Source organism: Nocardioides sp. S5-5 (assembly GCF_054954065.1).
In genome coordinates, this window is record NZ_CP199913.1 from 4082565 (window position 1) to 4104288 (window position 21724).

The following is a 21724-nucleotide window of genomic DNA, read 5'->3' on the forward strand; positions in this document are numbered from 1 at the left end:
CCGGCCCTCAGGCCGAGGCGCTGACGTCGATGGTGTGCCAGCCCGTCGCGCCGTCCGGTACCACGTCCGCGATCGCGCCGGTCTGCGTACGCCCCTCCGCGTCGATCGCGCGCACCCGGAGCTGATGGTCGCCGGGCGCGAGGTCGACGACGACGCGCCACTGCACCCAGGTGTCGGCGTTCGGGGTCGCGGCGAGGGTGGCACGCTGCCAGCGCCCGCCGTCGACCTGCACCTCGACCCCGGAGATCCCCGTGTGCTGCATCCAGGCGACGCCGGCGCAGACCAGCTCACCGGCCGGTACCTCGTGCCCGTCGCCCGGCACCTCGATCTTGGACGCGATCTTGACCGGCCCCTGCACGGACCAGCCCTTGTCGGTCCAGTACGCCGTGAAGTCGTCGAAGCGGGTGACCTCCAGGTCGACCACCCACTTGCAGGCCGACACGTAGCCGTAGAGCCCCGGGACGATGGTGCGCACCGGGAAGCCGTGCTCGATCGGCAGCGGCTCGCCGTTCATGGCGACGGCCAGCATCGCGTTGCGATCGTCCATCAGCGCGGCCAGCGGCGTGCCGCAGGTCCAGCCGTCCTCGGAGGTCTGCAGCACCGCATCGGCTCCCGGCAGCGGCTTGGCCTGGGCGAGGAGGCCCGCGAGCCGCACACCGCTCCACCACGCGTTGCCGATCAGGTCGCCGCCGACCTCGTTGGACACGCAGTTGAGCGTGATCCAGTCCTCGGTGATCTCGCGAGCCACCAGGTCGGCGTACCTCAGCCGGATCTCGCGCTCGACCATCCCGTGGATCCGCAGCTCCCAGTCGACGGGCGCGATGGTCGGCTTGATGATGGCCGTGTCGATCAGGTAGAAGTCGTCGTTCGGCGTCTGCCAGGACGAGACGCCGTCGACGCCGACTCCCACCCCGTCGGGCGTGGCAGGCGCGGTGATCCCCTCGATCCGCAGCAGCCGGCGGCTCTGCTCGGCCCTGCGGCGCGCGTTGCCGGCGATCCGGCCGGCCAGCCCACCGGCGATCGACACGGCGGCGATCGCGCCGGCGAGCACGAGGAACCGGCGCCGGGTCGGCGGCGCGTCCTCGACGGCGCCGGCGTCCTCGACCAGCTCCCAGCGCCGCAGCCACTCCGCGAGCAGCGCCAGCGTGACCAGCCAGCACAGCAGGCCGACCACGACGGGCGCGAGGTCGATCAGGCTGGGCGTCGGCTTGGTGAGCACCGCGACCACGGCGACGCCGGCGAGCAGGACGTACCCGGTCACCGCCGCCCACCAGCGCCGGTGCGCCAGCCGGCCGAACCAGCCGAACAGCAGTGCGAGGATGACCAGGATCCCGACGACGAGCACCTTCTTGTCGGAGGTGTCGAAGGTGTCGATCGCCCACGTGGCGACCGGGCCGGGGGTGAGCGCGATGACGCCCTCGGCGACCGCGACGAGCGGCGAGTCCCGCACGTGCAGCAGGGCCGCCGCGGCGTAGCTGAGCGCCAGGCCGGCGGCCCCGGCGAGCAGCCCGGCCGGCGGCCACCAGGCGCGGGAGGTCCTCACGGGGCCGATTCTCTCTCACCGCCCGTGACTCGGGCATGATCGGGTGAGTGAACCTGCGCATCGGCATCGGCTCCGACGTCCACCGCCTGGTCCCCCGCGCCCCGCAGGACCCGCCCCTCGCCCTCGGCGGGCTGACCTGGCCCGAGGAGGACGTCCGCCTCGACGGGCATTCCGACGCCGACGTCGCCGCCCACGCCGCCTGTGACGCGCTGCTCTCGGCTGCCGGCCTCGGCGATCTCGGCAGCAACTTCGGTACGGCGCAACCCCAGTGGGCCGGCGCGAGCGGCGGCGCGCTGCTCGGTGAGACCCGACACCGGATCGAGGCGGCAGGCTTCTCCGTCGTCAACGTGGCGGTCCAGGTGATCGGGAACCGGCCCAGGGTCGGCCCGCGCCGCACCGAGGCGGAGGCCGCGCTGAGCGAGGTGCTGGGCGCGCCGGTGTCGCTCTCGGCCACCACGACCGACGGACTCGGCCTGACCGGGCGCGGCGAGGGGGTCGCGGCGATCGCGACCGCACTGCTCTCCTCCTGACCCTGCCGGTTCGCGCGACACGCTGTCGCGGCCGGCTCCGGCATGGCAGGGTGGGGCGCCGATACCGACCTGGGGGTACCGATGTCCGACCACACCGTGATCACCGAGGACGGCCTGCGCATCCACGTGACCGTGCGCGGCCGCGACGACGCGACCCTGACGGTGCTGCTCTCCCACTGCTGGACCGCCGAGGAGTCGGACTGGCACTACCAGGTCACCGATCTGCTGGCCCGCTACGGCCGCGACGTCCGGGTGATCACCTGGGACCACCGCGGGCACGGCCGCTCCGACCGGGCACCCGAGTCGGCCTGCACCATCCCCCACCTGGCCCGCGACCTCGGCCTGGTCGTCGACACCTGCGCCCCCGAGGGAGCGCTGGTCGTGGCCGGGCACTCGGTCGGCGGCATGACGATCACGGCGATCCCCGAGGAGCGGCCCGACCTGATGCCCCGGATCGTCGGCACCATGTTCGTCAGCACCACCAGCGGTGAGCTGTCGAAGGTGACCCTGGGCCTGCCGGCCGTGGCCGGCGCGCTGCTGCGCGACCGACTGCCGTTCCTCCTCGCCAACCGGTCCCGGATGCTCAGCCTGAGCCGCCGCGAGAAGTTCCCGACCATCGAGCGCCAGGTCGCCCGCCGGTTCCTGTTCGGCCGCCCGGCCCGCTCCCGCGATGTCGCCCACGTCGTCGACCAGCTGGTCCACGCGGCGCCGGAGACCATGTCCGGCTTCTTCAAGGACATGATGAGCCACGACCGGATCGGCAACCTGGCGGCCTTCGACGACATCCCGACCACCGTCCTGGTCGGCACCCGCGACCTGCTCACCCCGCCCGAGCACGCCGCCAAGATCGCCCGCGGCATCCGCGGCGCCCGCCTGCTCGTCGCACCCGACGCCGGGCACTACCTGCCCTTCGAGCGACGCGAGCTGGTCAGCGCCGAGCTGTGCGCCCTCGTCGACCGGGCCTACGCACGGGCCGCACTAGGCTCGACCGGGTGAGACCTGCTCCGAGCGCCGCTGTCGTCATCCTCGCCGCCGGGAGCGGCACCCGCGTGGGCGCCGAGGTCAACAAGATCCTGCTCCCGCTGCGGGGCCGGCCGGTGCTGGCCTGGTCGGTGCTGACCGCCCTCGAGGTGCCCGGCGTGGACCCGGTGGTCGTGGTGCATCGCTCCGGCGAGCGGGCCGACGTCGGCGCCGCGCTGCTGCCCGTGATCGGCGAGCGCGACGTGCTGCTGGTCGAGGGCGGCGCGACCCGGCAGGACTCCGAGCAGGCGGCGCTGGCCGCGCTCGCCCCCCGGGTGGGCGACGGCGGCGTCGATGTCATCGCGATCCATGACGGCGCCCGGCCGCTGGCGAGCGTGGCACTGTTCGAGGCGGCGATCGCGACCGCGCGCGGGTACGGGGGCGCCGTACCCACCCACGAGCTGGCCGGCCTGCTCCCCCGCGATGCCGCCACGGCTCCGGGGCCGGGCGGGTCGGGCACCCGGCTGGTGGGCGTCGCGACCCCGCAGGCGTTCCGGGCCGCCCCGCTGGTCGAGGCCTACCGGGCCGCCGCGGCCGCCGGCTTCGACGGCACCGACACCGCGGCGGCGTTCGCGCGGTTCGCGCCGGCCGGGCACGAGGTGCGGGCGGTGCCGGCCGATCCCGGCAACCTCAAGGTGACCTTCGCCGAGGACCTCGCGGTGGCGGGACGCCTGCTCATCCCGTAGGCAGCAGCACGGTCGCCCGGAGACCGCCCGCGGGCAGCGCGGCGAGGACGAGGCTGCCGTCGTGCGCCTCGGCGATGCTGCGGACGATCGCGAGGCCGAGCCCGACTCCGGCGTGTGCCTCGCGGGTGCGTGCCCGGCCACGCTGGAACGGCTCGGCCAGGGTGCCGACCAGGTCGGGGTCGAGGAGCGGGCCGGTGTTCTCCACGCTGAGCACCGCCGCCGCCGGCTCACGGCGGGTGGCGATCCGGACGCTCCCGCCCTCGGGCAGGTTGTGGACGATCGCGTTGTGCGCGAGGTTCGTCGCCAGCTGCAGCAGCAGCGCCGGCTCGCCCCGGGTGACGGCGACCTCGCCCGACGTCTCGAGTACGACGCCCCGCGCCTCCGCGAGCGGCAGCAGCGTCTCGGTGGCCTCCTCCGCAACGAGGGAGAGGTCGACGTCCTCGCGGGCGAACGAGCGCCGGTCGGCGCGGCTGAGAACGAGCAGTGCCTCGGTGAGCTCGATCGAGCGGGTGTTGACGGCGTGCAGGCTCTCCACGAGCCGGCCGGTGTCGCGGGTCGGGTCCTTGCGAGCCAGCTCCAACAAGGTCTGGGTGATGGTGAGCGGCGTGCGCAGCTCGTGGGAGGCGTTGGCGGCGAACCTCTGCTGCTCGGCGACGTGGGCCTCCAGCCGCGCGAGCATGCCGTCGAAGGCGTCGGCCAGCTCGCGGAACTCGTCGTCGCGCCCGCGCAGCCGGATCCGGTGGGTGAGCGAGCCGCCCGCGGCCCGGCGGGTGGCCTCGGTGATCCGGCCGAGCGGCGCGAGCATCCGCCCGGCCAGCAGCCAGCCCCCACCGAGCCCGCAGACCATCAAGAAGACCAGGACCGCGGTCGCCTTCGGCCAGAACGCCGTCCACAGGTCGGAGCGTCCCGGGATGAACAGGTGTGGCGACCTCGGGTCCTCGCCCAGCGCCGTCACCGCCTGGTCCGGCACGTAGCGCAGCAGGAACAGCCAGACCACCGCCAACAGCAGCCCGCCGGCGAACAGGACCAGGCCGGCGTAGCTCAGGGTCAGCTGGAGCCGGACGCTCGGGCCGCGCCGCCGCGCAGGCCTAGACATCGATCCGATACCCGACGCCCGGCACCGTCGCGATCACCCACGGCTCGCCCAGGCGCTTGCGCAGCGCCGAGACGGTGATCCGCACCGCGTTGGTGAACGGGTCGGCGTTCTCGTCCCAGGCCCGCTCCAGCAGCTCCTCGGCGCTCACCACGCCACCCTCGGCGCCGATCAGGACCTCGAGCACGGCGAACTGCTTGCGGGTCAGTCCGACGTACCGGCCGTCGCGGTGGACCTCCCGCCGGAACGGGTCGAGACGTACGCCCGCGATCTCCCGGACCGGCGGCCGGTGGTGGGCGCGCCGACGGTCGAGCGCGCGGAGCCGGAGCACCAGCTCGGCGAGCTCGAACGGCTTGGTGAGGTAGTCGTCGGCGCCGAGCGCGAAGCCGGAGGTCTTGTCGTCGAGCCGGTCGGCGGCGGTGAGCATCAAGATCGGCATGCCGGTGCCGGAGGCCACGATCCGGCGGGCGATCTCGTCGCCCGAGGGACCGGGGATGTCACGGTCGAGGACCGCGATGTCGTACGCGTTGACGCCCAGCAGCTCGAGTGCCGTGTCGCCGTCGCCCGCGAGGTCGGCCGCGATCGCCTCCAGACGCAGGGCGTCGCGGACCGCCTCGGCCAGGAGAGGCTCGTCCTCGACGATCAGCACCCGCACCTCGTCGATGCTACGAGGCGCCGGATATCGCCGGCATATCGAGAATCCGATACGCCCCGGCAACGTCGCGCTGCCTTGACTCGTCGTCATGGCCCTCCCCACCGCCCGCACCGGTCTCCTGCTCGTCGTCGTCCTCCTGCTGTGCGCCGTCGGCTACCGCTCGCTGATCTCGAACTCGTCGGCCGACAGCGGGCCGGTCGGCGACGGCGAGCTTCCCGACGGCACCTCGGTGTACGACGACGAGCAGGCCGGCGTGACCGAGCTCGACCCGGACCTGCTGCGCGCGCTGCGGCGGGCGGCGACCGACGCGGTCGACGACCACGTCGACATCGTGGTCAACAGCGGCTGGCGCTCGCGGTCCTACCAGCAGCGGCTGCTCGACGAGGCGGTCGGGACCTACGGCTCCCGCGCCGAGGCCGCGCGCTGGGTCGCCACTCCCGACGACTCGCCCCACGTCGCGGGCGACGCCGTCGACGTGGGTCCTGCCGAGGCCGCGGCCTGGCTGGGCAGCCACGGCGCGCGCTACGGCCTGTGCCGGATCTACGACAACGAGCCCTGGCACTTCGAGCTGCGGCCCGAGGCGGTCGGCCAGGGCTGTCCGCCGCGCTACCCGGACCCGACGTACGACCCGCGGAGCCGGTGAGCCTCGCTCAACGGGGGTCGGTCAGCGCCTCCAGCACCGCCAGGTCGGCGTCCGAGCCGACCCGCCGGGCCTCGGGCGGCGCCTCGACGAGGAGCACCCGCTCGGCGCCGTACCGCTGGCGCAGGGCGGCCACCAGCTCGACGAAGTCAATCGACGGCAGCGCCCCGCCGGCGCCCAGCAGGTCGGCGACCACCGCGGCCGGCAGGACGACGGGCGAGCAGACCGCGACGAGGGCGTCCCGGTCGACCGTCGTACCGACCAGGTCGCCGTGCAGCTCCTTGACCGTGTCGGTCACCGGACGCACGCCGACGACCACCCGGTCCTCGACGGCCGCGCGCTCGGCGCAGCGGCGCAGGAAGTCCGGCGGCGTCATCGGGCACAGCGGGTCGTGCAGGAGCAGCGGCTCCTGCCGCTCGACCACCGCCTCCCAGGGCACGGTCTGGTCGAGCAGGTCGACGCCGGCCTCGCCGGCGGCCCACGCGGCGGTGGCCACGAGGGACTCGCCGTGGATCAGGTGGAACGGCAGGGCACCACGGCCCTCCTCCACCACGATCCCGGCGACCGGGGCGAGAACGTCGACGGCGTCATACGGATGCGGGTTCATCGGAACCCACCGTATGACGCCGCCGGCGTGAGGCTAGAGGTGCGTCAGGACGCGAGCACCTCGTCGAGGATGGTCTCGGCCTTGTCCTCGTTGGTGTTCTCGCAGAGCGCGAGCTCGGAGACCAGGATCTGGCGGGCCTTGGCGAGCATCCGCTTCTCGCCTGCCGACAGACCGCGGTCACGCTCGCGGCGCCACAGGTCGCGCACGACCTCGGCCACCTTCATGACGTCGCCACTGTGGAGCTTCTCGAGGTTCGCCTTGTAGCGCCTCGACCAGTTGGTCGGCTCCTCGACGTGCTCCGCGCGGAGCACTCCGAAGACCCGGTCCAGCCCGTCCTTGTCCACGACATCCCGAACACCCACGAGATCGAGGTTGTCGGCCGGCACACGGACCACGAGGTCCTGCTGGGCGACAATCCGAAGCACGAGGTACTGCCGTTCCTGGCCCTTGATCGTCCGCATCTCGATGTTCTCGATGACAGCGGCCCCGTGATTGGGGTAGACGACCGTTTCGCCGACGGTGAAAGTCATATGAGCAAAACCCCTTCCTAGGGAGACCTATCTTACCACGCCTTCAACGACTCTCCGAATGCGTTTGCGCAGGTCAGGGGCACAATCGGCGGCTTGACAACGGGGCGGTCCTATGGTCCGGGCGGGCGGCGCGGCCGTGAGCCACGTCACCGGGAGCGGTCCGCCGACCGGTCCCGCCCGATCGGCGGGCCCACCCCCATGCTGGTCCGTCGTGGTCAATACTGCTCGCCATGGCGAAGATGCAGCGCTGGCGGCGCGGCCGTGCTTCCGGGGAGGGGACCCTGACCGAGGAGCCCCCCCAGGAGACCCCGGAGCAGGCCGTGGACTCGGTCGCCGAGGAGGCTGTCGTGGCCGAGGAGGCCGCCGAGGAGCCTGCTCCCCTCGAGGCGGAGGAGGTCGACGCATCCGCGGACGAGGTCGACGAGGCGGACGAGGTCGACGCATCCGCGGACGAGCCGGCCACGGATGACGAGGACGTCGAGCGCCCCGCGCTGCCCCACGTCCCGGACCGCTCGGGGCTCACCGGCCGGCTGTTCGGCGGCCGCAGTCCCGCCGAGGTCGTCCCGCTGCAGCTGCTGCAGGCCGCCCACGCCAAGCAGGCGCTCACCACCGCGCTCGCGATGGGCCTGGTCGCCGCGGTGGCCGGGCGACCGGCCCGCGAGGCAGGCGTCGTCCTGGTGACCGTGCTGGTCGGCCAGACCATCTTGGGCTGGCACAACGACATCGTCGACCGCCAGCGCGACGAGGCGCACGGCCTCACCGGCAAGCCGGTCGCCGCGGGCCGGCTCGAGGTCGGCACGGTCTGGTACGCCATCGTCGTCGCCTTCCTGCTGCTCGTGCCGCTGGCCACGACCACCGGCGTGCGCGCCGGTGCCTACTATCTCGGCTCCGTGGCCGTGGCGATGCTCGGCAACATCGTGCTGCGCACCGGCTTCCTGTCCTGGTGGTCGTGGGCGGCGTCGTACGCCCTGCTGCCGGCGTACCTGTCCTGGGGCGGCTGGGGCGGCAAGGCCGTCGGCAGCGCGCCCGAGCCGGCCGTCGTGGCGCTCGCGGCACTGCTCGGCGTCGGCATCCACTTCATGCGGGCCGTGTGGGGACTGGTCGCCGACCACGAGGACGGGTGGACCTACCTGCCGCTCAGGCTCGGGCTCAAGCTCGGCGCCACCCGGCTGCTCGCCCTGTCGACGCTGTTCACCGTCGGCGTCGTCGTCGCACTGGCCGTCGTCGGCGCCCGGGTCGGCCTCAGCCGCTGAGCCCCGCTAGAGTGAGCCCGCTTCGACCCGACCTGACCCGGAGGCCTGCCGACATGCCCCACCTGCGCCGATCCGCGCTCGCCGGACTGCTGCTGGCGGTCGTTCCCGCCACCGCCCTCAGCGGCTGTGGGTTCCACTACCCCACCGACCGGGTCAACACGATCGCCGCCGGTGTCAACGACCGCACGGGCGACGTCGACGCGCTCGGCATCCGGGTCCTCGCGACCGCGAAGGGCGAGGGCCGGCTGATCGGGTCGCTGTCCAACAACGTGCGCGAGGACATCGCGCTCGACGCGGTGTCGTCCACCGCCGGCGTGTCCGCCGGCGACTTCGAGCCGGTCCAGGTCGCGGGCCGCGGCACGGTCAACCTGGCCACCTCGGCCGTCGTACCGCTGAGCGGCAACTTCACCGCCGGCGACTACGTCGCCCTCGACCTGACCTTCAGCGACGGTACGACGCTCAGCCTCGACGTCCCGGTCGTCAAGCCGTGCTTCCAGTACACCCAGGTCCCCACCGACCTGCCCAGCGAGAGCTCCTCCGCCAAGGCCACCGACGGCGCGGCAGCCGACGCCGCCGCGGAGGAGGAGGGCGACGAGGCGCACGCCGACGAGTCCGGCGACGCGACGTTCAACTGCGCCGACGAGGCCCCCGAGCCCGAGAGCGCGCACTGATGACGTTCACCCTGGTCCTGCTCCGCCACGGCGAGAGCGAGTGGAACGCGAAGAACCTGTTCACCGGCTGGGTCGACGTCGCGCTCACCGAGAAGGGCCGCCGCGAGGCGGTCCGCGGCGGCGAGCTCCTCGCGGAGGCCGGCATCCTGCCGGACGTCGTCCACACCTCGCTGCAGCGCCGCGCGATCAACACCGCCGCGCTCGCGCTCGACGCCGCCGACCGGCACTGGATCCCCGTGCGCCGCTCCTGGCGTCTCAACGAGCGCCACTACGGCGCCCTGCAGGGCAAGGACAAGGCGCAGGTCCGCGACGAGTACGGCGAGGAGCAGTTCATGCTCTGGCGCCGCTCCTTCGACACCCCGCCGCCGCCGCTGGACGACGCCGACCCGTACTCCCAGGCCGGCGACCCGCGCTACGCCGACCTCGGCGACGAGATGCCCCGCGCCGAGGCGCTCAAGCAGGTCATCGACCGACTGCTCCCCTACTGGGACGCCGGCATCGTGCCGGACCTGCGCGCCGGGCACACCGTCCTCATCGCCGCCCACGGCAACAGCCTGCGCGCGATCGTGAAGCACCTCGACCAGGTCAGCGACACCGACATCGCGGGGCTCAACATCCCCACCGGCATGCCGCTGGTCTACGAGCTCGACGAGGACACCCTCGCCCCCGTCGTACCCGGTGGCCGCTATCTCGACCCCGAGGCCGCCACCGCTGCTGCCGCCGCCGTGGCCAACCAGGGCCGCTGACTCCTGCAAGCACCGCCGACCCGGCGCAAAAGTGTCACTTTTGCGCCGGGTCGGCGGGGCTTGCAGGAGTTCAGGCGGCGGGGGCCGGGTTGTGGCCGGTGACCACGAAGATGACCCGGTTGGCGACGGACACGGCGTGGTCGGCGATCCGCTCGTAGTAGCGGCCGAGCAGGGCGATGTCGACCGCGGCCTCGACGCCGTGGGTCCACTCGTCGCCGAGCAGCTCGGTGAAGCTGCGGCGGCGCAGCTGGTCCATCTCCTCGTCGTCGCGCCCCAGCGCGATGGCGGCCTCGACGTCACGCCCCGAGATCACCTCGGTGACCCGGCCGACCATGTCCTCGGCGACCTCGGCCATCCGGGCCATGGTCGGGCGCACCTCGTCGGGGACAGCGACATCGGGGACGCGGAGACGGGCGATCTTGGCGACGTGGACGGACAGGTCGCCCATCCGCTCGAGCTCGGCGACCATGCGCAGCGCCGCGACGACGGTGCGCAGGTCGCCGGCGACCGGCTGCTGGAGGGAGAGCAGGGCGAAGCAGGAGTCCTCGACCTTCTCACGGGCCCGGTCGATCTCGACGTCCTGGCTGATCACCTTCTCCGCGATCGAGGAGTCGCCGGTCATCAGGGCCTCGGTGGCCTCGCCGACCGCCGCCTGGACGCGGCGGGAGATTCCGGCGAGGTCGTCGAAGATCGCGTCGAGCTGGTCGGTGTAGGCATCACGCATGGGCCCGAGCGTACGGAGCCGAGGTGTCCAGCAAGCGAGGTGCGGTGAACGCGGGGTGAACATCGCGAAGCACGCACCCGCTGATGCGGAGCCCGGCCCCGCACGCGCCGTACGATCGAGACGTGGACCCGACGACGCAGGCCTTCTTGGCCGCGCTCCTCGGCGCCCTCGTGGCGGGCGGGGCCATGTTGGCATGGCACCTCAGCGACCGCCAGCAACGTGTCTACCACGCGCCCGAGGAGCCGCTGCTGCCCGACGGCGTGGCCGCGGTGCTCTCGGTGCTGCGCAGCAGCGCGGTGGTCGTCGACGAGTCCGACGCCGTCGTGAAGGCGTCGGCCCCGGCGTACGCCATGGGCTTCGTGCGCGGCACCACACTGCTCTCCGACGAACTCGGCGGCCTGATCCGTCAGGTACGACGCGACGGCCAGATCCGCGAGACCGAGCTGATCGTGCCGCGCGCGACCGGCACGCCGCGCCACGTCACCGCCCGGGTGGCGCCGCTGGGCTCGCGGCTGGTCCTGGCCCTGGTCGAGGACCGCACCCGCGAGCGCCAGGTCGACGCCGTACGACGCGACTTCGTGGCCAACGTGAGCCACGAGCTCAAGACGCCGATCGGCGCGATCCGGCTGCTCGCCGAGGCGGTCCAGGACGCGGCCGACGACCCGGACGCCGTCTACCGGTTCGCCTCCAGGATGCTCACCGAGAGCGACCGCCTCTCGCGGCTGATCCAGCAGATCATCGAGCTCTCGCGGCTGCAGGGCGACGAGCCGCTCGACTCACCGGTCCCGGTCTCGCTCGACGACGTGGTGGCCTCCGCGGTCGACTTCGTCGACATGAACGCCAACGCCAAGGACATCCAGCTCATCGCCGAGGGCGAGGAGGGGCTGAAGGTGCTGGGCAGCGAGAAGCAGGTCAGTGCCGCCGTCTCCAACCTGGTGGCGAACGCGGTGGCCTACTCCGAGCCCAACTCCCGCGTCGTGGTGACTCGCAAACGAGTCGGGCACAACGTGGAGGTCTCCGTCATCGACCAGGGCATCGGCATCCCCGAGGCCGAGGTCGAGCGCATCTTCGAGCGGTTCTACCGGGTCGATCCCGCCCGGCACCGCTCGACCGGCGGCACCGGTCTGGGGCTGTCGATCGTCAAGCACGTGGCCGCCACCCATGGCGGCGAGGTGCGCGTGTGGTCCGTGGAGGGTCAGGGCTCGACCTTCACCCTCTCGCTGCCGCAGCACCTGCACCACGAGACGGACGGGCCGTACCTTCGGCTCGCGCCGCTCGCGTCCACCCCGGAAGCGCCGGGCGGACGCATGAATGATCAGGAGGACGCATGACCCGGGTACTTGTCGTCGAGGACGAGGAGAGCTACAGCGACGCGCTGGCGTACCTGCTCCGCAAGGAGGGGTTCGAGGTCGCGATCGCGGCCGACGGCAACGAGGCGCTCAAGGAGTTCGACCGCAACGGCGCCGACATCGTGCTGCTCGACCTGATGCTGCCGGGCATCCCCGGCACCGAGGTGTGCCGCACCATCCGGCAGACGTCGAACGTCCCGGTGATCATGGTCAGCGCCAAGGACGACGAGGTCGACAAGGTGGTCGGCCTCGAGCTCGGCGCCGACGACTACGTCACCAAGCCGTACTCCCCCCGCGAGCTGGTCGCCCGGATCCGCGCCGTCCTGCGCCGCGGCATCGGCGACGAGCTGCTCCCCGACACCCTCGAGGCGGGGCCGGTGCGGATGGACGTCGAGCGCCACGTCGTGACCGTCGACGGCACCGAGCAGCGGCTGCCGCTCAAGGAGTTCGAGCTGCTCGAGATGTTCCTGCGCAACCCCGGCCGGGTGCTGACCCGCGGCCAGCTGATCGACCGGGTGTGGGGATCCGACTACGTCGGCGACACCAAGACCCTCGACGTCCACGTCAAGCGGCTGCGCGCCAAGCTGGAGCCGGAGCCGAGCGAGCCGAAGTTCCTGGTCACCGTGCGCGGGCTCGGCTACAAGTTCGACGTCTGAGAATCGCGCGACCGGCGAGCCCCCCGCCGGGCCCCGGCCCGGAGCCGGCTCAGGAGCCGGACGCCGGTGGGTCCGCCTCGACCGTGAGCGCGATGTCGGCCGCCGGCTCGGGCGCCGCCGCCCGCCCGCCCGCGGCGACCACGCACCCGACCAGGATCAGCGGGAAGCCGACGATCATGCCGGTGGTGACCTTCTCGTCGAGGAGGAGCACGCCCAGCACGATCGCCACCGCCGGGTTGACGTAGGTGATGATCGTCGAGCGGGTCGGGCCGGCGACCTTGATCAGCTCGAGGAAGACCACGAAGGCCAGGGCCGTGCAGACCAGGGCCAGCACCGCGATGCTGAGCCAGGCCTTCGCCGGCAGGCCGGTGGGCGGGTCCAGCACGCCGAACGGCGAGAAGACGACGGCGGTGAGGGTGAGCGCGCAGGCCATCACGCCGAGGCCGGAGAGGTCGGCGAACCAGCGCGCGAGGATCAGCGGGCCGGTGGCGTAGCAGACCGCCACGCCCAGCATCTCGGCCACGGCGAGCACGTCGATGTGACCGATGTCGAGGCCGACCAGGCAGGCCACGCCCGCGAAGCCCAGTGCCAGGCCACCGGTCTGGGCGGCGGTGAACCGCTCCGCATGGCTGGTCACCAGGAACGCCAGTGCGCCGAACAGGGGCACCGCGGCGACCAGCAGGCCGGCCAGGGACGAGGAGATGCGCTGCTCGGCGTGGCCCAGCAGCACCCACGGGATCATGATCTCGATGACCGCGAACAGGACCAGCGGCTGCCATCGCGCCAGCACCGGCCCGACCTCGCGGCGCAGCAGCGCCAGCGGGAGCAGGAGCAGCGCGGCGAGGGCGGTGCGCAGGAACACCAGCCCGGCCGGGGAGACGTGTTCGACCGCGATCCGGATGAACAGGTAGGGCAGGCCCCAGATCACGCACATCGCCAGGAACAGCGACCACCCACGCTTCGTCACGAGAGGACTCTAGGGACCGCCGCCGACATCCTTCGAGAGATTCTCCCGATCGGTGTCGAGGACGCCTCGGTGGCTCCGTCTCTGGAGTGAAGGCGGCAAGATGGCCGTCTCGGACCCAAGGAGAACATCATGGCGAAGTACCTCTTGCTCAAGCACTACCGCGGCGACCACGCGATCGCCAAGGACGACCTCGTCCCGATGGACCAGTGGACGCCGGAGGAGGTCACCGCGCACATCGCGTTCATGCAGCTGGTCGCCGACGAGCTGCGCGAGCGCGGGGAGTTCGTCGACGAGCAGGCGCTCTCGCCCGAGGGCACCTTCGTCCGGTACGACGGTGAGGGCCGTCCCCCGGTGACCGACGGCCCGTTCGCGGAGACCAAGGACCTGATCGCCGGCTGGATGGTGATCGACGTCGACAATCGGGAGCGCGCCTACGAGGCCGCGGCGCGGCTGTCGTCGGCGCCGGGTCCCGGCGGCCGGCCGATCCACGAGTGGATCGAGGTCCGCCCGTTCTACGGCGAGCCGCCGGTCGTCACCGAATGAGCGACCTGGGCGAGGTGCTGCGCGACCTCACGCCCCAGGTCCTGGGCATCCTCGTCCGCCGCGGAGCCGACTTCGCGGCGGCCGAGGACGCCGTCCAGGAGGCGCTGATCGAGGCGCTGCGGCACTGGCCCTCGGACCGGCGGGACGAGTGGCCGGACAACCCGCGGGCCTGGCTGGTGAAGGTCGCCGGCCGCAAGCTGATCGACGCGCAGCGCTCGGCGCACGCCCGTGAGCGGCGGGAGCTGCGGGTCCACCTGGAGCCGGAGCCGGGTCCGTCCGAGCAGGCCGACGACACCCTGCTCCTGCTCAGCCGGTGCTGCCACCCCGCGCTCACGCCGGCGTCGGCGATCGCGCTCACCCTGCGCGCGGTCGGCGGGCTCACCACGGCCCAGATAGCGCAGGCGTTCCTGGTGCCGGAGGCGACCATGGCGCAGCGGATCAGCCGTGCCAAGCGCACCGTCGGCGGCGAGCGGTTCGACCGGCCGGGCGAGGTCGGCGCCGTGCTGCGAGTGCTCTACCTGATCTTCAACGAGGGCTTCACCGGCACGGTCGACCTGGCCGAGGAGGCGATCCGGCTGACCCGGCAGCTGACGGGCGCGACCGACGACCCCGAGGTCGACGGCCTGCTCGCCCTGATGCTGCTCCACCACGCGCGCCGCCGCGCCCGTCGTACCTCCGCGGGGGCGGTGATCCCGCTCGCCGAGCAGGACCGCTCGCTGTGGGACACCGCGATGATCGCGGAGGGCGTGGCGGTGCTGCAGGCGGCGCTGGCCCGCGACGCGCTCGGCGAGTACCAGGCCCAGGCCGCGATCGCCGCCCTCCACGACGACGCCGCCACCGCCGAGGAGACCGACTGGCCCCAGGTCCTCGAGTGGTACGACGAGCTGCTGCGCCTGGCGCCCGGTCCCGTGGTCGCGCTCAACCGCGCGGTCGCGCTCGGCGAGGTCGACGGCCCGCTCGCGGGCTTGCGCCAGGTCGAGGGACTGCCCGCCGACCTGCCCCGCCGCGACGCCGTCGCCGCCTGGCTGCACGAGCGGGCCGGCGACCCGGCCGAGGCGGCCCGGCTCTACCGGCTCGCCGCCGAGCGGGCCACCAATGTCGCCGAGCGGGACCACCTCACCCGGCAGGCGAGCCGGCTGCACTCCGGCGGGTGATCCGGAAACTCGGTGTATCACGGCCCGGGGTCCGCAGGTCTGGAGGAGGTCAGCACCTCCCCCTCCTCGGAAAGGTCCCACCATGCGCCGTCTCGCGCTGATGACCGCAGCCGTCATCGCCCTCGGAGGCCTCGCCGGCCTCACCACCGCCACGCCCGCCCAGGCGGCCGTCCGCACGCTCACCCACCCGCCGGCCGTCGTCGTGCCCGACGCCGCGATCACCACGGCGACCATCGACGTCACCAACCTGCCCGGCCGGATCACCGACGTCGACGTCGTGCTCAACAACGTGTTCCACACCTGGCCGCGCGACCTCGACATCTACCTCCGGGCACCGGGCTCCTCGCAGGTGGTGCGCCTGATGTCGGACGCCTGCGGCGGCAGCGGCACCCCGCTGACCGGCGCCTACCTGGCGATCGACGACGAGGCGGGCACCATGATGCCGACCAACGCGGCCTGCCCGACGGGTTCCTACCAGCCGAGCGAGTACGAGCCGGGCAACGACACCCTCCCGGCGGGTACGACGTTCGCGGACAAGCTCTCGGCCTTCGACGGCCGCAGCGCCAACGGCACCTGGACCCTGTACGCCTCGGACGACCTCGGCGGCTTCGTCGGCCAGCTGGCGAGCGGGTTCACGCTGACCATCACCACCGACGACGCCCCCGGGGAGACGACCGTCGTCAGCAAGCCCAAGAAGGTCACCAAGAAGAAGTCGGCCACCATCGGCTTCATCGCGGACAAGCCCAACGTCACCTTCGAGTGCAAGGTCGACAAATTGGCCTGGAAGGCGTGCGCATCGCCGCTGAAGGTCAAGCACCTCAAGCCCGGAAAGCACAAGGTCCGGGTCCGCTCGGTCGGCGAGTCCGGCCAGTTCGAGGCCACGCCGGCGCTGGTGAAGTGGCGGGTACGCCGCTGATCCGGCCGGCTCACCGGGGACACCGGAGGCGGATCAGCTCGGCTGGTCCGCCTCCGGACCGGTGCCGAACAGGGCGTTGAGGTCGGCGGCGGCCGCCCGGCTCGCCGCGAGGCTCGTCACTGCTCGAGCCACCCGCGGAAGGCCTCCAGGTTCGCGGTCGACTCGCCCCGCTCGATCCGCCACGCCCACTCCTTGCGGATGGACGACTCGAAGCCGAGCTCGAGGATCGTGTTGAACGCCTCGTCGGCGTAGGTCAGCACCGAGCCGAGCAGCCGGTCGAGGTCGTCGGTCGTGACCGAGGACAGCGGCAGCCGGGCGTCGAGGTAGATGTCGCCGTGGTGGTCGAGGCCGAAGGCGACGGCGTACATCTTGAGGTTGCGCTCCAGGAGCCAGCGGTAGACCCGCTCGAACTCCTCGTCGGGACGGCGGCACACGAACGCATGCACGCCGAGCGCGTGCGGCCCCAGGTCGAGCCGGACCGGGGTCTGCAGCTTCCTCTCACCGGGGAGCGAGAAGCTGAAGGTGCCGTTCTCGGTCTCCTCGAACTCGATCTCGTTGTCCGCGAGCCAGGCGCGTACGACGTCCGCGGGGTTCATCCGACCCGGGCCTCCTGCCGCAAGAGCGCGTGGGCACGCTCGTAGACCTCCACGGTGTGGGCGGCGGTCGCCTCCCACGAGAACTGGCGGGCCTGCTCGAGGGCGCCGGCCGCGAGCCGGTCTCGGTGGTCGGGGTCGACGACGACCCGCTCCAGCGCGCGCGCCCAGTCGTGGGGCTCGTGGGTGTCGACGAGCAGGCCGCTGTGACCGTCCTTGACCACGGTGGTGAGGCCGCCGACGGCCGCGGCGACCACCGGCGCACCGCAGGCCTGGGCCTCGGCGGCGACCAGGCCGAAGGACTCGTTGTAGGACGGGACGGCGACCAGGGTGGCGGCGGCGTACCAGCCGGCGAGCTCGTGCTGGGGCACCGGCGGCACGAAGCGGACGACGTCGTCGATGCGCAGCTCGGCCGCGAGATTGGCCAGCGCCGCCGGGCGCTCCAGGCCGCTGCCGGACGGTCCGCCGACCACCGGGACGACCAGCCGCGGGCGCAGGTCGGGGCGCAGCGCCAGCAGCTCGGCCACCGCGCGCAGCAGCACGTCGGGGGCCTTGAGCGGCTGGATCCGGCCCGCGAAGAGCAGCACCAGGGCGTCGTCGGGGAGGTCGCACTCGCGGCGCGCGCGGGCCCGCTCGGCCGGGGTGCGGGCCCGGAACACGTCGGTGTCGACGCCAGGGTGGACGACCTCGACCCGCCCCGGGTCGGCGTCGTACAGGTTGATCAGCTGCTTGGCCTCGAGGTCGGTGTTGGCGATCAGCACGTCGGCCGCCTCGACGACCTGCTCCTCACCGATCACCCGGGCCTGCGGCTCGGGCGTGTCACCCGCGGCCAGCGCCTCGTTCTTGACCTTGGCCATGGTGTGCATGGAGTGGACCAGCGGGACGCCCCAGCGGTCGCGGGCGAGCGCGCCGACCTGGCCGGAGAGCCAGTAGTGGGAGTGGACGACGTCGAAGTGGCCGGCCGGGTGGGCCGCCTCGGCGCGCAGCACCTCGCGGGCGAACACACACAGCTGGCCGGGCAGCTGGTCCTTCGTGAGGCCCTCGAACGGACCGGCATGCACGTTGTGGACGGTCACGCCGTCGCGGACCGGGACGACCGGGTCGAGCCGGGAGCTGGTCGCGCGGGTGAAGATGTCGACCGCGGTGCCCTGCTCGGCCAGGCGCCGCGCGAGCTCGACCACGTAGACGTTCATGCCGCCCGCGTCACCCGTGCCCGGCTGGTCGAGCGGCGAGGTGTGCAGGCTGATCATGGCGACACGGCCGATCGCCGACTCCCCCATCGCACCCTCCTGCTGGTCGCTGTCGCCTGTTCGTGGTCAGTCGGTCAACCCTGTCAGTGTGCCCGGCATTCCCGGTCGGACAGGATGGGGGGCATGAACACACGCATCGCCGTCGTCACCGGGGCCTCCAGCGGCATCGGGGCAGCCACCGCCCGCCACCTCGCCCGCGCGGGCTTCGAGGTCGTCTGCGCGGCCCGCCGCGCCGACCGGATCGAGGCCCTCGCCGCCGAGATCGGCGGCCGCGCCGTGGTCTGCGACGTGACCTCCGCCGCGTCGGTCGCCGGCCTTGCCGCGGCGGTCGGGCCCCGGCTCGACGTCCTCGTCAACAACGCCGGCGGCGCCTTCGGCCTGGCTCCGGTCGCGGAGGCCGACGCCGACGAGTGGCGCCGGATGTACGACGTCAACGTGCTCGGCCTGATGCAGGTCACCAAGGCGCTGCTGCCGGCGCTGGTGGCCGGCGGCGCGGGCGTGATCGTCAACGTGGGCTCGACCGCCGGCCGCGGCGCCTACGAGGGCGGCGCGGGCTACACAGCCGCCAAGCACGGCACCAAGGTCGTCACCGAGACGCTGCGCCTCGAGCTGTTCGACCAGCCGGTCCGGGTCTGCGAGGTGGCGCCGGGGATGGTCCACACCGAGGAGTTCTCGCTGACCCGGTTCGGGGGCGACCAGGCCCGCGCCGACGCGGTCTACGCCGGCGTCGCCGAGCCGCTGGTCGCCGACGACGTCGCCGACGCGATCACCTGGGTCGCCACCCGGCCGGCCCACGTCAACATCGACGAGCTGGTCATCAAGCCGCGCGCCCAGGCTGCCCAGCACAAGGTGCATCGGACTTCCTGAGCGGCCCCTGCCGGCCCCTCAGGCCAGCGCGCGGTCCAGCGCCGCCGTGACGTGCAGCGTGGTGCAGGGGAACACGGGGATCTCGGAGTCCGCCTGACGGATGAGCAGCTCCAGCTCCGAGCAGCCGAGGATGACGCCGCCGGCGCCGGCGTCCCAGGCCTCGCTGATCATGCCGACGACGGCGCGGCGGGAGTCGTCGACGACCTTCCCGTGGACCAGCTCGTCGTAGATGATCCGGTTCAGCTCGTCGTGGTGCCCGGCGTCGGGGACGAGCACCGACAGGCCGTGGCTGGCGATCCGGTCGGTGAAGAAGGTGCGCGACATCGCGAACTTGGTGCCGAGGAGGGCGACGCTCTCGACGCCCTCCGCCTTGCAGGCCTCGGCGACGACGTCGCCGAGGTGCAGCAGTGGGATCGAGACGGCGGCCTGGACCTGCTCGGCGACCCGGTGGAAGGTGGTGGTGCAGAGCATGAGGAAGTCGGCGCCGGCACGCTCGACCGACTCGGCGGCGGCGCGCAGGATGGCGGCGACGCCGTCCCAGTCCTCGGCCTCCTGGAGCGCGGTGACCTCGGCGAAGTCGACCGACGCCATCACGCTCTGGGCCGAGTGGAGGCCGCCGAGACGCTGCTCGACGCCCCGGTTCAGGGCCTCGTAGTACGCCGCGCTGCTCTCCCACGACATGCCGCCGACGAGTCCGATGGTCTGCATGAGCCGAGTCTAGGGCGAAGGCGACGATGCGAGTCGGGAGGTCCGCCGCCAGTAGGCTGGTCGCTCGTGTCCCAGACTCGTCGTACCGATCTCCGCAACGTCGCCATCGTCGCCCACGTCGACCACGGCAAGACGACCCTCGTCGACGCGATGCTCCACCAGGCCGGCGCGTTCAGCGCGCACCAGGCCGAGGGCGTCGCCGAGCGCGTGATGGACTCCGGTGACCTCGAGCGCGAGAAGGGCATCACGATCCTCGCGAAGAACACCGCGGTCCACTACCGCGGCCCGTCCGCGCAGGAGATGCTCGGCGACGGCGCCGCCGACGGAATGGTCATCAACATCATCGACACCCCCGGCCACGCCGACTTCGGTGGCGAGGTCGAGCGGGGCCTGTCGATGGTCGACGGCATCGTGCTGCTGGTCGACGCGTCCGAGGGCCCGCTCCCCCAGACCCGCTTCGTGCTGCGCAAGGCGCTCAACGCCGACATGCCGGTGATCCTCGTGGTCAACAAGACCGACCGCGGCGACGCCCGGATCGACGAGGTCGTCGACGAGACCTACGAGCTGTTCATGGACCTGCTCGACGACTCGCACAGCCAAGACGCGCTCGACTTCCCGGTCGTCTACGCCTCCGGCAAGGCCGGCATCGCCTCGCTCACCAAGCCCGAGAACGGCACCCTGCCCGAGGGCAGCGACCTCGAGCCGCTCTTCCGGACCATCCTGGAGACCATCCCCGCGCCGGAGTACGACGACGAGGCGCCCCTGCAGGCCCACGTCACCAACCTCGACGCCTCTCCCTTCCTGGGTCGTCTCGCGCTGCTGCGCATCAAGCAGGGCAACCTGAGGAAGGGCCAGAACGTCGCGTGGATCAACCGCGAGGGCGTGACCAAGAACGTCAAGATCACCGAGCTGCTCATCACCGAGGGCCTCGAGCGCAAGCCCGGGGAGTCCGCGGGCCCCGGTGACATCGTCGCCGTCGCCGGCATCCCCGAGATCACCATCGGCGAGACCCTCGCCGACCAGGAGTTCCCGGTCGCGCTGCCGCTCATCCACATCGACGATCCGGCCATCTCGATGACCATCGGCACCAACACCTCCCCGCTCGTGGGCAAGGGCGGCAAGGGCCACAAGGTCACCGCCCGCCTGGTCAAGGACCGCCTCGACTCCGAGCTGGTCGGCAACGTCTCGCTCCGCGTCCTGCCCACCGAGCGCCCCGACGCGTGGGAGGTCCAGGGCCGCGGCGAGCTGGCCCTGGCCATCCTGGTCGAGCAGATGCGTCGCGAGGGCTACGAGCTGACCGTCGGCAAGCCGCAGGTCGTCGTCCGCGAGATCGACGGCAAGACCCACGAGCCCTTCGAGCGGCTCACGATCGACGCGCCCGAGGAGTTCCTCGGCACCATCACCGAGCTCCTCGCCAACCGCAAGGGCCGGATGGAGGGGATGACCAACCACGGCACCGGCTGGGTGCGCATGGAGTTCATCGTCCCCGCCCGCGGTCTGATCGGCTTCCGCACCGACTTCCTCACCGAGACCCGCGGCACCGGCATCGCACACTCCATCTCCGAGGGCTACTTCCCGTGGGCCGGCGAGATCCGCAGCCGCCAGTCCGGCTCGCTCGTGGCCGACCGGTCGGGCGCCGCGACGGCGTACGCCATGACCTCGCTGCAGGAGCGCGGCGTGCTCTTCGTCGAGCCGGCGACCGAGGTCTACGAGGGCATGATCGTCGGCGAGAACTCCCGCGCCGACGACATGGACGTCAACATCACCAAGGAGAAGCAGCAGACCAACATCCGCTCCGCCACCTCCGACAACTTCGAGAAGCTCATCCCGCCGAAGAAGCTGTCGCTGGAGCAGTGCCTGGAGTTCTGCCGCGAGGACGAGTGCGTCGAGATCACGCCCGAGACCGTGCGCATCCGCAAGGTGAACCTCGACGCCAACGAGCGCGCCAAGGCCGCGAGCCGAGCGAAGAAGGCCAACAAGTAGCACCACCCCGCCGTCGTACGGCGGCGCAACGTTCCAGACC

24 protein-coding genes are annotated in these 21724 nt (G+C 72.5%); 14 read left to right on the forward strand and 10 right to left on the reverse strand.

Annotated elements, in window-relative coordinates; all coding sequences use genetic code 11:
* Positions 1-7: 7 nt before the first annotated feature.
* Positions 8-1543 (reverse strand): molybdopterin-dependent oxidoreductase, encoded by a 1536-nt coding sequence (locus tag ACUP6Y_RS19810; RefSeq protein ID WP_462552579.1) that lies wholly within the window; start codon positions 1541-1543, stop codon positions 8-10.
* A 47-nt stretch (positions 1544-1590) separates the two neighbouring features.
* On the opposite strand from ACUP6Y_RS19810, the gene ispF reads away from it, so the two are divergent.
* The 3 genes from ispF (at position 1591) to ACUP6Y_RS19825 (ending at position 3779) form a co-directional block, all read left to right on the forward strand.
* Positions 1591-2073: a 2-C-methyl-D-erythritol 2,4-cyclodiphosphate synthase gene (gene ispF / locus ACUP6Y_RS19815; RefSeq protein ID WP_462552581.1), complete on the forward strand. Its 483-nt coding sequence runs from the start codon at positions 1591-1593 to the stop codon at positions 2071-2073.
* A gap of 81 nt (positions 2074-2154) precedes the next feature.
* Complete coding sequence (locus ACUP6Y_RS19820) at positions 2155-3069, forward strand: alpha/beta fold hydrolase (protein WP_462552583.1); 915 nt, start codon at positions 2155-2157, stop codon at positions 3067-3069.
* Positions 3066-3779, forward strand: a complete 714-nt coding sequence (locus ACUP6Y_RS19825) for an IspD/TarI family cytidylyltransferase (RefSeq protein ID WP_462552585.1) — start codon at positions 3066-3068, stop codon at positions 3777-3779. The genes ACUP6Y_RS19820 and ACUP6Y_RS19825 overlap by 4 nt, the downstream gene beginning before the upstream one ends.
* Here ACUP6Y_RS19825 and ACUP6Y_RS19830 read toward each other — a convergent pair.
* A complete protein-coding gene (locus ACUP6Y_RS19830) occupies positions 3769-4875 on the reverse strand; it encodes a sensor histidine kinase (RefSeq protein WP_462552586.1) in 1107 nt (368 codons plus the stop codon). The genes ACUP6Y_RS19825 and ACUP6Y_RS19830 overlap by 11 nt on opposite strands.
* Complete coding sequence (locus ACUP6Y_RS19835) at positions 4868-5527, reverse strand: response regulator transcription factor (protein ID WP_462552587.1); 660 nt, start codon at positions 5525-5527, stop codon at positions 4868-4870. The genes ACUP6Y_RS19830 and ACUP6Y_RS19835 overlap by 8 nt, the downstream gene beginning before the upstream one ends.
* Positions 5528-5615: 88 nt before the next feature.
* Here ACUP6Y_RS19835 and ACUP6Y_RS19840 point away from each other — a divergent pair, with 88 nt between their 5' ends.
* Positions 5616-6170, forward strand: coding sequence for a M15 family metallopeptidase (locus tag ACUP6Y_RS19840; protein ID WP_462552588.1), 555 nt, complete (start codon positions 5616-5618; stop codon positions 6168-6170).
* Positions 6171-6177: 7 nt separating this feature from the next.
* On the opposite strand, the gene ACUP6Y_RS19845 is transcribed toward ACUP6Y_RS19840, so the two are convergent.
* On the reverse strand, positions 6178-6774 hold the full coding sequence (locus tag ACUP6Y_RS19845; protein ID WP_462552589.1) for a 2-C-methyl-D-erythritol 4-phosphate cytidylyltransferase: 597 nt from the start codon (positions 6772-6774) through the stop codon (positions 6178-6180).
* Between the two features lie 44 nt (positions 6775-6818).
* A complete protein-coding gene (locus ACUP6Y_RS19850) occupies positions 6819-7304 on the reverse strand; it encodes a CarD family transcriptional regulator (protein WP_028654642.1) in 486 nt (161 codons plus the stop codon).
* 230 nt (positions 7305-7534) lie between these two features.
* On the opposite strand from ACUP6Y_RS19850, the gene ACUP6Y_RS19855 reads away from it, so the two are divergent.
* The 3 genes from ACUP6Y_RS19855 to ACUP6Y_RS19865 are packed head-to-tail and all read left to right on the forward strand — an operon-like array spanning position 7535 to position 9974.
* A complete protein-coding gene (locus tag ACUP6Y_RS19855) occupies positions 7535-8557 on the forward strand; it encodes a UbiA prenyltransferase family protein (protein WP_462552590.1) in 1023 nt (340 codons plus the stop codon).
* Between the two features lie 53 nt (positions 8558-8610).
* On the forward strand, positions 8611-9228 hold the full coding sequence (locus tag ACUP6Y_RS19860; RefSeq protein WP_462552591.1) for a copper chaperone PCu(A)C: 618 nt from the start codon (positions 8611-8613) through the stop codon (positions 9226-9228).
* Positions 9228-9974: a phosphoglyceromutase gene (locus ACUP6Y_RS19865; protein WP_462552592.1), complete on the forward strand. Its 747-nt coding sequence runs from the start codon at positions 9228-9230 to the stop codon at positions 9972-9974. The genes ACUP6Y_RS19860 and ACUP6Y_RS19865 overlap by 1 nt, the downstream gene beginning before the upstream one ends.
* 70 nt (positions 9975-10044) lie before the next feature.
* Here the strand turns inward: ACUP6Y_RS19865 and phoU are convergent, their stop codons facing one another.
* Positions 10045-10698: a phosphate signaling complex protein PhoU gene (gene phoU, locus ACUP6Y_RS19870; protein WP_462552593.1), complete on the reverse strand. Its 654-nt coding sequence runs from the start codon at positions 10696-10698 to the stop codon at positions 10045-10047.
* 122 nt (positions 10699-10820) lie between these two features.
* Here phoU and ACUP6Y_RS19875 point away from each other — a divergent pair, with 122 nt between their 5' ends.
* On the forward strand, positions 10821-12029 hold the full coding sequence (locus ACUP6Y_RS19875) for a sensor histidine kinase (RefSeq protein ID WP_462552594.1): 1209 nt from the start codon (positions 10821-10823) through the stop codon (positions 12027-12029).
* Positions 12026-12703 (forward strand): response regulator transcription factor, encoded by a 678-nt coding sequence (locus ACUP6Y_RS19880; protein ID WP_141004123.1) that lies wholly within the window; start codon positions 12026-12028, stop codon positions 12701-12703. Before ACUP6Y_RS19875 ends, ACUP6Y_RS19880 begins: the two co-directional genes overlap by 4 nt.
* 49 nt (positions 12704-12752) lie before the next feature.
* On the opposite strand, the gene ACUP6Y_RS19885 is transcribed toward ACUP6Y_RS19880, so the two are convergent.
* Entirely contained in the window at positions 12753-13670 is a 918-nt protein-coding gene (locus tag ACUP6Y_RS19885) for a DMT family transporter (protein WP_462552595.1), read from the reverse strand.
* A gap of 129 nt (positions 13671-13799) precedes the next feature.
* Between ACUP6Y_RS19885 and ACUP6Y_RS19890 the strand changes: the two genes are divergently transcribed.
* The 3 genes from ACUP6Y_RS19890 to ACUP6Y_RS19900 all read left to right on the forward strand — a co-directional run bounded on the left by ACUP6Y_RS19890 (position 13800) and on the right by ACUP6Y_RS19900 (position 16283).
* Entirely contained in the window at positions 13800-14213 is a 414-nt protein-coding gene (locus ACUP6Y_RS19890) for a YciI family protein (protein WP_462552596.1), read from the forward strand.
* Entirely contained in the window at positions 14210-15367 is a 1158-nt protein-coding gene (locus ACUP6Y_RS19895; RefSeq protein WP_462552597.1) for an RNA polymerase sigma factor, read from the forward strand. Before ACUP6Y_RS19890 ends, ACUP6Y_RS19895 begins: the two co-directional genes overlap by 4 nt.
* Before the next feature lie 82 nt (positions 15368-15449).
* Positions 15450-16283 (forward strand): hypothetical protein, encoded by an 834-nt coding sequence (locus ACUP6Y_RS19900; RefSeq protein ID WP_462552598.1) that lies wholly within the window; start codon positions 15450-15452, stop codon positions 16281-16283.
* Between the two features lie 116 nt (positions 16284-16399).
* On the opposite strand, the gene ACUP6Y_RS19905 is transcribed toward ACUP6Y_RS19900, so the two are convergent.
* Together ACUP6Y_RS19905 and mshA are read right to left on the reverse strand one after the other, a co-directional pair.
* Complete coding sequence (locus tag ACUP6Y_RS19905) at positions 16400-16879, reverse strand: type III secretion system chaperone family protein (RefSeq protein ID WP_462552599.1); 480 nt, start codon at positions 16877-16879, stop codon at positions 16400-16402.
* Positions 16876-18156: a D-inositol-3-phosphate glycosyltransferase gene (mshA, locus tag ACUP6Y_RS19910; protein ID WP_462552600.1), complete on the reverse strand. Its 1281-nt coding sequence runs from the start codon at positions 18154-18156 to the stop codon at positions 16876-16878. Before mshA ends, ACUP6Y_RS19905 begins: the two co-directional genes overlap by 4 nt.
* Positions 18157-18249: 93 nt before the next feature.
* Here mshA and ACUP6Y_RS19915 point away from each other — a divergent pair, with 93 nt between their 5' ends.
* Complete coding sequence (locus tag ACUP6Y_RS19915) at positions 18250-18993, forward strand: SDR family NAD(P)-dependent oxidoreductase (protein ID WP_462552601.1); 744 nt, start codon at positions 18250-18252, stop codon at positions 18991-18993.
* Between the two features lie 18 nt (positions 18994-19011).
* Here ACUP6Y_RS19915 and ACUP6Y_RS19920 read toward each other — a convergent pair whose 3' ends face one another.
* The gene (locus ACUP6Y_RS19920; RefSeq protein ID WP_462552602.1) at positions 19012-19701 is read right to left on the reverse strand and encodes an aspartate/glutamate racemase family protein; all 690 of its coding nucleotides are present in this window, start codon (positions 19699-19701) and stop codon (positions 19012-19014) included.
* A gap of 66 nt (positions 19702-19767) precedes the next feature.
* Here ACUP6Y_RS19920 and typA point away from each other — a divergent pair, with 66 nt between their 5' ends.
* Complete coding sequence (typA, locus tag ACUP6Y_RS19925; protein WP_462552603.1) at positions 19768-21684, forward strand: translational GTPase TypA; 1917 nt, start codon at positions 19768-19770, stop codon at positions 21682-21684.
* Positions 21685-21724: the final 40 nt, after the last annotated feature.